General features: G+C 63.9%; 12 protein-coding genes. 10 read left to right on the top strand and 2 right to left on the bottom strand.

Going from position 1 to position 12,993, the window contains the following annotated elements; all coding sequences use genetic code 11:
* Nucleotides 1-30: 30 nt before the first annotated feature.
* The 6 genes from IPK69_11275 to IPK69_11300 all read left to right on the top strand — a co-directional run bounded on the left by IPK69_11275 (nt 31) and on the right by IPK69_11300 (nt 6,468).
* Nucleotides 31-1,020 (top strand): SCO family protein, encoded by a 990-nt coding sequence (locus tag IPK69_11275; GenBank protein ID QQS08557.1) that lies wholly within the window; start codon nt 31-33, stop codon nt 1,018-1,020.
* Nucleotides 1,017-2,222 carry a cytochrome c oxidase subunit II gene (locus tag IPK69_11280; GenBank protein QQS08558.1) on the top strand — a complete coding sequence of 402 codons (1,206 nt, stop codon included), beginning with the start codon at nt 1,017-1,019 and terminating at the stop codon, nt 2,220-2,222. Before IPK69_11275 ends, IPK69_11280 begins: the two co-directional genes overlap by 4 nt.
* Before the next feature lie 48 nt (nt 2,223-2,270).
* Nucleotides 2,271-4,058, top strand: a complete 1,788-nt coding sequence (locus IPK69_11285; GenBank protein QQS08559.1) for a cbb3-type cytochrome c oxidase subunit I — start codon at nt 2,271-2,273, stop codon at nt 4,056-4,058.
* A gap of 42 nt (nt 4,059-4,100) precedes the next feature.
* Complete coding sequence (locus IPK69_11290; protein QQS08560.1) at nt 4,101-4,880, top strand: cytochrome c oxidase subunit 3; 780 nt, start codon at nt 4,101-4,103, stop codon at nt 4,878-4,880.
* 78 nt (nt 4,881-4,958) lie between these two features.
* Complete coding sequence (locus tag IPK69_11295; GenBank protein ID QQS08561.1) at nt 4,959-5,663, top strand: cytochrome C oxidase subunit IV family protein; 705 nt, start codon at nt 4,959-4,961, stop codon at nt 5,661-5,663.
* A gap of 10 nt (nt 5,664-5,673) precedes the next feature.
* Complete coding sequence (locus IPK69_11300) at nt 5,674-6,468, top strand: hypothetical protein (GenBank protein QQS08562.1); 795 nt, start codon at nt 5,674-5,676, stop codon at nt 6,466-6,468.
* Nucleotides 6,469-6,500: 32 nt separating this feature from the next.
* On the opposite strand, the gene IPK69_11305 is transcribed toward IPK69_11300, so the two are convergent.
* Both IPK69_11305 and IPK69_11310 read right to left on the bottom strand, forming a co-directional pair.
* Nucleotides 6,501-7,325 (bottom strand): ABC transporter permease, encoded by an 825-nt coding sequence (locus IPK69_11305; protein QQS08563.1) that lies wholly within the window; start codon nt 7,323-7,325, stop codon nt 6,501-6,503.
* 234 nt (nt 7,326-7,559) lie between these two features.
* The gene (locus tag IPK69_11310; protein QQS08564.1) at nt 7,560-8,423 is read right to left on the bottom strand and encodes an OmpA family protein; all 864 of its coding nucleotides are present in this window, start codon (nt 8,421-8,423) and stop codon (nt 7,560-7,562) included.
* 254 nt (nt 8,424-8,677) lie between these two features.
* On the opposite strand from IPK69_11310, the gene IPK69_11315 reads away from it, so the two are divergent.
* From IPK69_11315 to IPK69_11330, 4 genes are all read left to right on the top strand, one after another.
* Complete coding sequence (locus IPK69_11315) at nt 8,678-10,024, top strand: amidohydrolase family protein (protein QQS08565.1); 1,347 nt, start codon at nt 8,678-8,680, stop codon at nt 10,022-10,024.
* Nucleotides 10,025-10,045: 21 nt separating this feature from the next.
* Nucleotides 10,046-10,738 carry a DNA-3-methyladenine glycosylase gene (locus tag IPK69_11320; protein ID QQS10476.1) on the top strand — a complete coding sequence of 231 codons (693 nt, stop codon included), beginning with the start codon at nt 10,046-10,048 and terminating at the stop codon, nt 10,736-10,738.
* Nucleotides 10,739-10,911: 173 nt separating this feature from the next.
* The gene (locus IPK69_11325; protein ID QQS08566.1) at nt 10,912-11,322 is read left to right on the top strand and encodes a hypothetical protein; all 411 of its coding nucleotides are present in this window, start codon (nt 10,912-10,914) and stop codon (nt 11,320-11,322) included.
* 86 nt (nt 11,323-11,408) lie between these two features.
* Nucleotides 11,409-12,983 (top strand): AI-2E family transporter, encoded by a 1,575-nt coding sequence (locus tag IPK69_11330; GenBank protein ID QQS08567.1) that lies wholly within the window; start codon nt 11,409-11,411, stop codon nt 12,981-12,983.
* The last annotated feature ends 10 nt before the right edge of the window (nt 12,984-12,993 follow it).

Genomic DNA, 12,993 nt, shown 5'->3' on the forward strand with positions numbered 1-12,993 from the left:
CGATCCAGAACCGCTGAACCAACACACGCCATGACGCAACACGCCGCTCCAGCACGCCGCACACGACTCTGGGTTCTCACCCGGGCCGTTGTTGCTGCGCTGTCGGCATTCGCGTGTCTGCCGGGCCTCGCCCAGTCCAACGAGCAGCCCGAGGCGACCACGGGACTCGACATCGAAGAGCACCTTGGCGCCAAACTCCCCCTCGAGACCACGTTCACGAACCAGGATGGCAAGACAGTCCGACTCGGTGACGCCTTCACCTCCAACAAGCCCTCGATCGTGGTGATGGTCTACTACAACTGCCCCGTCGCCTGCCCTGCCGTCCTCGACAAACTCCTCTCCGGCGTCAAGAACCTCGAAGGCCTCGACGTCGGCAAGGACTTCCAGATCCTGATCTTCAGTTTCAACCCCGACGAGACGCCCGACCAGGCCAAGGCCCAGCAGACGTACTTCCTCGAGGCGTACAACCGGGACACAAGCGACACCACCGTCGCCCAGAACATCAAGGACCACTGGCAGTTCCACGTCGGCGAGACCGCGTCCAACCGCGCCCTCGCCAACGCCCTGGGTTTCCCGTACCGTCGCCTCGACAACGGCGAGTACGCTCACCCAACCGCGATTTTCATCACCACGCCCGACGCCAAGATCGCCCGATACTTCCACGGGTTTTCGTATCCAGCGAAGGACCTCAAACTGGCACTCAACGAGGCCGCCTCGGGCCGTCTGATAAAGTCCATCGGCGAGAGGATCGTGGCGTACTGCTACCTGTACGACCCCAAGTCCGGGTCGTACACGCTCCAGGCTTTTCGCATCATGCGTGTCGGCGCGCTCGCCACGCTCATGCTGCTCGCCTCGACGATCGCGATCTTCCTCGTCGGCGAGCGCGCCATCAAGCGCCGCCGCAAACGCCTCGAGGCCGAGAACACCGCCACACCTTCGACCGATCCCGTTCCACACGATTCGCCCTCTGACCGTCCGTCGCGAGGAACTCCCGCGGCTGGCTCGGGAACCCACGCATGATCGACATGTTCCACTCCATCCCGATGTTCACCACGCTCGCAGAAGCCGATTTCTTCAAGAAACTCTGGCTCCGGACCGACGCCGCCTCCGATGCTGCCAATCACACCGACTTCGTCTTCATGGCGATCTGGTGGATCTGCGTCGCATGGTTCGTCTTCCTCATGGTGCTCATGGCGTACTTCGTCGTCCGCTATCGGCGCGTCCAGGGCAAGCCCGCCGAGCCGAGCAAGGCCCACAACACCACGCTCGAGATCGTGTGGACGATCATCCCCACGCTCTTCTTCGTCTGGATGTTCTTCGCGGGGTTCAAGGGCTACGTCGCCAAGCAGATCGCGCCGGGCGACGCCGAGGAGATCATCGTCGACGCCAAGAAGTGGAACTGGACCGTGACCTATCCCGGCGGGTACCAGTCCTACGACGCCAAGGACCTCGGCGCCAAGTCGCAGCCGGTCTTCTATATCCCCGCGGGCCGGCCCCTCAAGTTTCGCCTCCTGAGCGCCGACGTGATGCACGCCTTCTGGGTCCCGGACATGCGGATCAAGTCCGATGTCTTCCCCAACCGCTACACGTACGTGTGGTTCGACGCGAAGGAACCCTCAGGCAAAGAGACCATCTCACGCGACATGGTCCAGAAGGGGTACGAGGACCTCATCGGCGCGCCCTACGCAGACCACTGGCTCTTCTGCGCCGAGTACTGCGGCGACGACCACTCCGAGATGGCCGCCATCTTCCGCGTCGTCCCCGAGCCCGTGTACAAGAAGTGGCTCGCCGCCCTTGACAAGGCCTCGCAGAACATGCCCCCATGCGAACTCGGCGAACGAACCTTCAAGATGCAGTGCGCCTCGTGCCACAGCGTCGATGGCTCCAAGAACACAGGCCCCTCCTGGAAAGACATGTTCGGGCGCACCGAAACCTTCACCGATGGCAAGTCCGCCGTCGTCGATGAGACTTACGTCCGCGAGTCCATCCTCTATCCCGCCGCCAAAATCGTTCAGGGTTTCCCCAACTCCATGAACAGTTTCCAAGGCCAACTCTCCGAGAAACAGATCAACGGCCTCATCGCCTACATGAAGAAGATCAGCGCCAACTACACGGGCCCTGATCCCTGCGTCGGCGCCGTCACCCCCGAGGGCGAGACGCCCGCTGCAAATGAGGCCCTGAAGACCGATGCGCCAAAGCCCGAGGCCGTACCAGCCCACTGACCAACGAACCACCGCCACGCGATTTCCCGACTTGAGTAGGACGAAGCCATGAGCACGATCGACACATCCAGAGCCAAGCCCCACGCGGCCTCGCACGGGCACCACGACGAGAGTTACCTCGCCTCCCGGGGCAGCCTCTTCTCCAACATCTGGGACTGGTGCACCACAGTCGACCATAAAAAGATCGGCGTGATGTACCTCTTCGCTGTCCTGATCCTCTTCTTCATCGGTGGGCTCGCCGCCATCCTCGTTCGCCTCGAACTCTTCGAGCCGACACGCGTCGTCGGCGGCAAGGTCGTTGGCTCGCTCTTCCAGTCGCTCACCGCCCCCGAGGCCACCAGCACCGCCGCCGGCAACAACTGGTACAACCGAACCTTCACCCTCCACGGCGCGATCATGGTCTTCATGGTCATCGTCCCCAGCGTCCCCGCCTCCCTCGGCAACTTCTTCCTCCCCATCCAGATCGGCGCCAAGGACGTCGCCTTCCCGCGCCTCAACCTGCTCTCCTGGTACATCTACGTCATCGGCTCCATCTTCGCCGTCCTCTCCATCATCCTTGGCGGCGTCGACACCGGCTGGACCTTCTACACCCCCTACTCCACACTGACCGATCTCGGCTTCTCCCGCGTCGCCATCATGGTCTTCGCGGTCTTCGTCCTGGGTTTCTCCTCCATCCTCACCGGGCTGAACTTCGTCGTCACCGTCCACAAACTCCGTGCCCCCGGCATGGGCTGGTTCGACATGCCCCTCTTCATCTGGGGCGTCTACTCCACCGCCATCATCCAGGTCCTCGCCACCCCCGTCATCGGGATCACGCTCCTGCTCCTCTGCATGGAGCGGCTCTTCCGCATCGGCATCTTCGATCCCTCTCTCGGCGGCGACCCCGTTCTTTATCAGCACTTCTTCTGGTTCTACTCCCACCCCGTCGTCTACGTCATGATCCTCCCGGGGATGGCCATCATCTCCGAGCTCATCGCCGTTCACGCCCGCAAGCGGATCTTCGGCTATCGCGCCGTCGCGTTTGCCTCCCTGGGCATCGCCGCCGTCTCCTTCCTCGTCTGGGGACACCACATGTTCACGGGCATGGGCGAGATGGCCTCCTTCATCTTCTCGGGGCTCACCTTCCTCGTCGCGATTCCCACCGCCGTCAAGGTCTTCAACTGGATCGCCACGCTCTACAAGGGCTCGATCGCCATCAACACCCCGATGCTCTACGCCCTCATCTTCCTCTTCCTTTTCACAATCGGCGGGCTCACCGGACTCCCCCTCGCGACACTCGCGACCGACGTCCATCTCCACGATTCCTACTTCGTCGTCGCCCACTTCCACTACGTCATGATGGGCGGCACGATCATGGCCTTCGTCGGCGGGATCCACCACTGGTGGCCGAAGATGTTCGGCAAGATGTACGCCGAGAAGCCCGCGATGGTCGCCGCCATCCTCGTCTTCATCGGATTCAATCTCACCTTCATTCCCCAGTTCCTCATGGGCGCCCAGGGCATGCCCCGCCGATACGCGTCGTACGTCGATGACTTCCACATCTATCACCAACTCTCGACCTATGGCTCCTTCCTCCTCCTCGTCGGCTTCCTTCTCCACGCGTTCGTGCTTGTCCACTCCCTCGTCGCAGGGAAGAAGGCCCCCGCGAATCCCTGGGGTGGCCTCACCCTCGAGTGGGCCACCGACTCGCCCCCGATCGCCCACAACTTCCACCACGAGCCGATCGTGACCCACGGCCCATACGACTACGACTCGGTCGTCCCGCCACACTGGGATCCCAAGGACTACCCACTCCCCGACCAGAAGCAGGTCGCCCAGATCCACGCCGGCCACTGATCGACCACCATCGCTGGTCCACAAGCGACCCAGGAACCCACGATGACCACTCTCGACGCTCACACCCACAACCCGGCGGACCCCAACTCCCCCGCCTTCGCGCGATACAAGCACGGGCACCATTGGCGCTCGCAAGCCGAAGAGTTCGATGGCACGAAACTCGGCTTCTGGCTCTTCCTCTCGACGGAAGTGCTCCTCTTCGCCGGGATCTTCTGCGCCTACGCCATCTTCCGCATGCTCTACCCCGAGGCGTGGGCCGAGGGCTCCAGCCAACTCGACTGGCGCTTCGGCGGCGCGAACACAATCGTCCTGCTTCTCTCGTCGTACACCATGGCCGCCGCCATCTATTCCTGCCAGACTGGCAAGTTCGCCCGCATGAGGATCAATCTCCTCATCACCATCGCCTGTGGCATCCTCTTCCTCGCCATCAAGTTCCTCTTCGAGTACACCCCCAAGTGGTCCGGCTGGTTCTTCTTCCTCGATCCACACCTTGCCGATGTCCACCACACCAAGGAAGCACTCGGTGGGCTCTTCAAGTTCGTCGAGGGCTACGGCGGCAAACGCCCCGGCCAGTTCTTCGACTACCCCTTCGCCAAAGACGCCAACATCCCCCTCTGGTGGTCCGTCTACTACTGCGGCACCGCCCTCCACGCCCTCCACGTCATCATCGGCATGATCCTCATCGCCCGAGTCTATCTCAAGTCACTCAAGATGACCTACGGCCCAACCTACTACACCGGCGTCGAGATCGCCGGCCTCTACTGGCACCTCGTCGACCTCATCTGGATCTTCCTCTTCCCCCTCCTCTACCTCATCCACTAGCACGTAGCACTCTTCATCCACTTCCCCGCCCCATTTGGCCATTTGGTAGTTTGGTCCTTTGGAAATTTGGATCTCCCCATGTCCCACACCAACGACCCATCCCAGGCCTTCGACGTGCTCGACCCCCATGGCTTTGAGCAGCCAGGCCATGGCCAGCACCACTCCCACGTCATCGTCGGGCCCTTCACCCTGCGCAACATCCTCGTCGCGCTCCTGTTCCTGACGCTCCTCACCGTGGGTCAGGCGCAGGCCGAGGCCTATCTCGCCCACGCCTTCCACATCGAGTTCCCACGATGGGTCAACGTCGTCTTCTGTATGGGCATCGCCGTCGTCAAGGCCCTCCTCGTCATGGCCTACTTCATGCAACTCAAGTACGACAACCCTCTCAACACCGTCGTCATGGCTGTCACCCTTTTCGCCTTCATTCTCTTCCTCGGCTTCACGTCCATCGATCTCGGCAGCCGCGGCATGATCTACGCCGAGAAGGGCGGCCAACTCCAACGCGGCGGCATCGCTCAGGGCGGCATGAAAAATGTCGCCGATGGACACGCGATCGTCACCGACAGCCGCGAGCGTTGGCTCAAGGAGTGGGGCCCCGAAAAGTTCGCCGAACTCGAGGCCCATGCTTCGCATGCCCACGCCGCCGAGCACCACACAACCCGCAGCGACCGCGATCGCTCTCGCCCCTCCACGGGCATCTCCGGAGTCATCCCCGGCGTCGCCGCGCCAGATCACGGTACATCCAGCCATGGCGCCGCCGAGCACGCTCCCGCTAGCCACTGATCCGAACCCCATGCCCGATCCCTCGCCAGCCTCATCGAGCGACGATCGCCCCGCGATCGCGCCCTGGCTCCCCTGGCTCATGATCCTCCTCGGCGTCGCGGGCTTCATCGCCAGCGGGCTGGCCCTCGCCTATCGCGTCCACAACGACAACGTCGCCAAGGATCGCAAGTACTGGGTATTCCGCGCCGTCGGCGAAACCGAGTTCACGTACGCTGGCAAGCGCGTCACGCTCTCCGAGATCGGCGATGGCCATGGGCCCGATGACGCCGTCCTCGTGACCTTCGGCGATGAACAACTCCGCCTTCGCGTTCAGATCCCTCCCCAGCAACCGCTCCCGGGTCTGGTGAAGCACGCCGATTGGCTCACGGTCCTCCGCTTCTTCGATGCCACGGGCCTCAAAGACAAAGAGATCGAGCAGGCCTTCGGCGATGAAGGCCGGACCGATCGCCTCGTCATCGTCACGCGCAACCTCCCCCCGGGCATCAACCCCGAGACCTTCGGCAAGGTCCTCAAGACCGACTGGACCTTTGACCTCTACGAGGTGATGTCCGACGGCACCTTCCACAAAGAACACTTCCAGTACCCATCGCGGAAGAAACGCCCCCAGGAACTCCAGGTCGGCACGTGGCAGTACGACGCCGCCCTCCACCTCATGCCCCGCAGTGGCCCGACGCACCAGTTCATCGACAGCCCCGTCCGCAGCACCGGGTGGCTTCTCCCCGCCGCCGCCGCCGCGTGCGTGCTCGCGATGCTGGGCATCGTGCTCGTCGCGATCAATCGCAAGTCTCGCCCCACACCGGCTTGACCTCGTAACACAACTCGAGTTTCAAGTCGTGGTCAGTTGAACACCGACTGCACCCCGCCGGTGATCATCAGGTCGATGTCGTTGAGCACCTTCGCCAGCACCAGGCTCAGGATGATGATCGCGATGAAACTCGCGACGAACGCCTCCGTCGTCGCGCGCCCCACGCCCTCCGCCCCCGCGTCGCACGTGAAGCCCTTGTAGCACGCGATCGTCCCGATCGCCCCGCCAAAGAACACGCTCTTGATCAGCCCGCTCAGGATGTCGTACCCATTGATGAACTGGGCCGAGAATCGCCAGTACGCGCTCGGGTCGGCGTCGTAGAACTTCGTCGTCACGAGATACCCACCCAAGACGCCGCACAGGTTCGACACAACCGAGAGTGCCGGGATCATCGCCACGCAGGCCACAAACCTCGGGACCGCCAGCACCCGAATCGGATCCGACGCCATCGCCCGCATCGCGTCGAGTTGCTCGGTGACACGCATCGTTCCGAGTTCCGCCGCGAGCGCGCACCCGACGCGCCCCGCGAGCATCACCGCCGCCAGCACCGGCCCGATTTGCTTCACCATCGAGAGGTTGATGACGCCGCCTAGTCGAGACTCCTGCCCGATCGAGGCAAACTGGAGATACCCCTCGAACGCCAGAATCATCCCGATGAACGCCCCAGTCAGTCCGACGACCGGCATCGACATCGTCCCGACAAAGAACAACTGACGCGACAGCCGCTCGCCACGCGTCCACGTCCGCACCGACGCCAGCCCCCCGAGGATCGCGAGCGTGAAGCGCACCAACCCGCCGAACCCCTCGATCGAGGATCGCACGTGCCGCCCAAAGTTCTCGATGGGTTGCAGGACCATTGGTGAAACGGAGCGTAGCCACGGCGAATACGAGCCGCGATAGACCCTCTCTGTGTACCCCCTCGCACGCGAGGGGCCTACTTCCTCCTCTTCTTCTCCATATCCCTTCCCAATTCCGACACGGCCGTTCCACTCTCTGGATACGACAACACAATGCGTCCAATGAAAAAGGGCCCGCGTCACGCGCAGGCCCGTTTGAATAGTGTTTCAATCAACAGGAGTGAGGCGAACGATTCACTTTGTGACGTCGATCCCTCGCTCGGGCTGCGACACCTTCTCGGGCTGTCCCTGCACGTTTGTGGTCGACGCGCCAGACTCCCGGGCCCTGGCCAGATAGATCTCCACGCGACGATTCGCCGGCGTGTTCCCATTGGAGTTGTTCGCCACGGCCGGGCGATATTCGCCCCAACCCGCCGCCATCATTTTCGCCGGGTTGACGCTGAACTGAGACAACTGGTCGATGACCGCGATCGCCCGGTGTGCCGAGAGCGCCCGGTTCGTCGGGTGCTGGCGGAGCGTCGCGGGGTTGGCGATCCGCTGCGAGTCGGTGTGACCCTCGATCCACACCTCATACCCGTTCGCCGCCGGCGAGTTCAGCACCTGCGACAACGCCTGCAGCGCCGGCCGGGCCTCGCTCTTGACCTCCGCCGATCCGGATGCAAACGTGAGATCCGAGTTGAACCGCAGCATCCCGCGGCTCGCATCGAACGCGATCAGGTCCGGGTATCGAGCCGCGAGATCCTCGAGCGCCGCCGCCGTCGTCGCGTCGAGTGGCCCGAACTGGATATCGCTCATCGACCGCTGGAGATCGCGATAGTCCGCGAGCGCCCGATCTAACTGCGACTTGAGCGAACTGTTCTGGGCGAGCAGGTCCGACATCGTCCCCTCGCCGCGACCGATCCCCTGGCTCAGGCGGTCACGCTCCGAGGTCAGGTCCGTCACCTCGCGCTGGAGCGTGGCGTTCTGGTTCTGGAGCGAGCGATTCATCGCGCTCAGACGATCCACCTCGCTCTGGCTGACGCACCCCGTCAGACCAAGGACCATGCCCACAAGCCCGCCCACGACCACGATCGCCCGCACTCCGTTTCGCTTCTTCATGACGCCTCCGAAATGTGTCCTTCCACCTGCGTCGCGCGATCCCTCGGGCGCAACTCCGAGCTTGGTCCCCAGGCGTTCCCGCCGGGCCTCCATCCTATCCTCCGCGCCAAGACAAGTGGCTCACGGGCCACGACTTGCGACCCGCCTCGTCTATTTCACCAGGTCCCCACACCGGCACAACCATCTGTGAGCCAAGGTGTTACGGAGTTATCTCGATCGCCGCCCACCGTGACAAACATGAATCACCCGCAAGATTGGTCCCAGGCGATGCCGGTCTGATCCGCCTCGATCTCGCCGGTATCCACACGCTCCCGCCCGGCCCATCGACCGCCATCCTCGAACTCCGCCACGCCGAATCCTCACCCTTCGGCGTCACTCGCGCGCGCATCACGATCCTCGCCCTCGCGCCGACCACCGAGTTTGCAAGTTCTTCGCGCTTTGCCTCCGCCCAACGAATCAACGCCACCGATTCGATCCTCATTCCGGGCCTTATCAACGCGCACACTCACCTCGACCTGACGCACATCGGCGCGCAACCCCACAACGCCGATCGCGGGTTCGTGGGATTCGTGGATCTCGTGCGCGCGCACCGCGCGTCCGACGATGAGGCCATCGCTCGCTCCGTCAGTCTTGGTATCGAGCGCTCGCTCCGCGGCGGCGTCGTCGGCGTGGGCGACATCGCTGGCGCCCCGCGCGGCACGCCCAGCCTCGTCCCATTCCAAACACTTGCCGAATCGCCACTCTTCGGCACGTCGTTCCTCGAGTTCTTCGCCATCGGCAAGGGCGAGGCTACGGGCATGGCCGCCATCGCTCGCGCGGTCGCCGAGGCCGCTCCTCGATCGCGTGGCGAGCGCGCCCGCCTCGGCCTCCAGCCCCACGCCACCAACACCGTCTCACCCCGGGCGTACGGGCACGCGATCACGTTGTCGCGTGCGCACGATTTCCCGCTCTCAACCCATCTCGCCGAGACGCTCGAGGAGCGCGAGTTCATCGCCCACGCCTCCGGCCCACAGCGGGAACTCCTCGAACGCCTCGGCGCTTGGGACGACTCGATTCTCGAATCGCACGGGCACGGCCGGACACCGGTCGAGCACCTCTCGCCGATCCTCAGTCAGGCACCATTCATCGCGGCCCACGTGAACGACGCGACGGACGCCGATCTCGAACGTCTGGCACGAACACACACGACCGTGGCGTATTGCCCACGCGCCCACGACTATTTTGGTGCCCGTGACCGATTGGGCCCGCATCGCTACACGCAGATGATCCGAATGGGTGTGCCGGTCGCCCTCGCGACGGATTCGGTGATCAATCTCGATCCGAGCGAGGCCTGGCGTCTGACGCCGCTGGACGATGCCCGCTTGCTGTACCAACGAGACGGGACGAACGCGGACCTGCTGATGGAGATGATCACCACCACCCCAGCGCGTGCGATCGGACTTGATCCAACTCGTGCGGAACTGCGCGAAGGCGGCAAACCGTATGGATTGGCACTGGTGGCGGTCGCACCCGATGCCGAGGGCGCGCCGCCGAGATCACCCGCGTGCCGTGTGCTTGAATCGATGGCCACACCAGAGTTGTTCTGCATCGCGACACGATAAGTCATGCCCGTCCCTTCACCCATGCCCAGACCCTCTCGCGATTTCTATGACGTCGATGCCCAGACGCTCGCCGAGCGATTGATTGGGATGGTGCTCGTACGCGCCACAACACACGGCTCGCGGTTGGCGGGCCGAATCGTCGAGACCGAGGCCTATCTCGGGCCCATCGATCGCGCCTGCCACACGTTTGGCGGGCGGCGGACCGAACGCAACGAGACCATGTGGGGTCCCGTCGGGCACGCATACGTCTACTTGACCTATGGCATGCACCACATGCTCAACGTCGTCTGTGTCGAGCCTCGGGAAGGGCAAGGTGGGGCAGCGGTCTTGATCCGGGCGCTCGAACCGATCGAGGGGACCTCACTCATGGCAGAGCACCGCGGGCTGTCGGCGCCGAGATCACTCTGCAGCGGCCCCGGCAAGTTGTGCCAGGCGCTCCGGATCGATCGCGCCCTCGACTCGACAGATCTCGTCACGAGCGACGTCCTCTGGCTGGAACTCGGCGATCGCCCGGCGGATTGGCGAGTGATCCGTTGCTCCAGAATCGGTGTGGACAACGCCGGAGTGTGGGCCACGCGACGCCTCCGCTGGCTGGTGCGCGCGCACCCGCACGTCAGCGTCCGCGCCAAGAGCGAGCGGGCGAAATCCCCATCAGCGCGAGCCTCGACGACATCGAGTGTGAATCGGAAAGTGGGACGACGACGCCCCCAATGACCGATCGGAGAGTTGCAGAACCCTTGGCCGGTGCCACGTGCGTGGCGCGGGCTTTGCGTGGCATCGGAACGGGTCTGGCACGGGCCTAGGATCCGTGCCCGCGTCCGGTTGGCGTGTGTTTGGTTGTGTGCCACGTGCGTCGGGTGAGATTCGTGGGACGGGGAGGTCGAGCGGTGAGCGATTCCAGTTGGTCAGAATGGAAACTGTGGAAGACCATGCAGGGTTCGGCGGGGCCGTTCCCTCCCGAGGCCTTCCAGTTCGTTCGCGAGGGACTCTCGCACACGGTGAAGATCGTCCACGGCGACGCGGCGGCGTCGGCCCCCGTTTCCGATGAGGACGACTCACGCCACGTCTCCGGGCAGCAGTTGTGCATCGGCCTGCGCGACTTTGCGATCCGCCAGTATGGACTGCTCGCCAGGACCGTGCTCACTCGCTGGCACATCCAGCGGACCGACGACTTCGGGCGGATCGTCTTCGCCATGATCGACGCTGGGCTTCTCCGCAAGACCGACGACGACACACTCGAGGACTTCCGCGAGGTCTTCGATTTCGATGAGGCCTTCTCCGAGTTGAAATCGAACTGACCGGATTCCACCGGGATTCGCCGAACGGACGGCCGATTCCGGTTCACTTCACCCGACCGACTCTTCTCTCACACACGAGGAGCCGCATGCCCGAACGAGAACCGTCGAAGAAAACCTCGACGTGGGAGCATCTGCACGTCTGGCAGATCCAGCCGGTGCGCGACGGGCTGGTGGTGGCGGCGGTGCTCTCGATCTTCTGGCTGGGGTACAAACTGAGCGTCGTGACGGTGCCGATGCTGCTGGCGCTCGCGCTCGCGTATCTCTTTGAGCCGCTCGTTGGGTGGATGACGCGTTCGAAGCATGTGAGCCGGAACGGGGCGGCGTTGGGGATCATCATCGCGTTTGCCGCCTTCGTGATCACGCCTGTCGTCATCGGGACGGGCTTCGCGACCGTGCAGGGCGTGCGATACGTCCAGCGGATGGTGGGGGACGTGGACGAGTTGATCGTCTCGCTCGATCGCCCGAATGATGCCGAGGCACGCGAGCGTGTGCGGGCCAACGGGAAGACATGGCTGAAGGTCCGCGACTACGTGGTCGAGCAGGAGGAACGCCGGCGCCAGCAGCAGGAGCGCCAGGCAGAGGAACTCAAGATCCCGCCATCCGAGGACACCAAACCCGAATCATCGAACGAGTCCACCAAGAGCGCGGAGCGTCCGACACTTCTCTCGGACACAATCCGCCAGACGATTGAAGGGACGCCCGCCAAGCCCGCCGAGAACGCCGACGCGTGGCCGAGCGGCGGGAGCGTGATCGCTCCCACCGAGTCAACACCCAACACCGCCGAGGCCAGCACACCGAGTGTCGCTCCGGCATCTGGCGCCATCAAACCCTCGCACCCGATTCCCGTCGGCGTGGTGAGCCCCTCGGGCGAGCCCTCAGATGTCTATGCCTTCCTGCGCTCTTCGATCGTGTGGATGCGCAACAACATGGCCGACATCGGGCAGAAGGCGCTCAAGAGCGGCGCGGGAGCCGTCGGCCTCCTGAGCGGGCTGGTTGGTTCGATCTGGAAGATCGGGTTCACGGCGTTTCTGACGGCGTTCTTCTTCTACTTCTTCTGCACCGGTTTCGGCCGCGTGATCGCCTTCTGGCAGGGGCTCATCCCCCAGCGAAAGAAAGGCCGCGTGATCGAACTCGCGCAGAAGATGGACCGCGTGATCGCCGGGTTCGTCCGTGGTCGCATCACGATTTCCGCATTGATGGTCGTGTGGTACTCCCTCGGGTTCTGGCTGATCGGCGTGCCTGCGCCGCTGGTCGTGGGGACGGCCGTGGGCCTGAGCGTGCTCGTGCCGTATCTCGCCGGGGCGGTCGGCGTCCCGCTCGCGATCCTGCTCATGGCTCTCGAGCCACCGGGCGCCGCGGGAAGTTGGCGCAACGAGTGGTGGTGGATCGTCGGCTCGCCGATCGTCGTCTTCGCGATCGCGCAGGCCCTCGATGACTATGTGCTCACGCCGCGGATCCAGGGGAAGACGACGAACATGGACACGCCGACGATCCTGTTCGCGTCGATCGCGGGCGGGTCGCTCATGGGCGTGTATGGCCTCTTGATCGCGATCCCGCTCGCCGCGTGCATCAAGATCCTCATCATCGAGGTCTTCTGGCCGAGGTTCCGCGCGTGGAGCCATGGCAAGGCGCCGGACGTGCTCCCGATCTCCGAGCGATAACCGCAACACT

This window comes from Phycisphaerales bacterium (assembly GCA_016699835.1).
In the GTDB taxonomy this organism is placed as follows: Bacteria; Planctomycetota; Phycisphaerae; order Phycisphaerales; family UBA1924.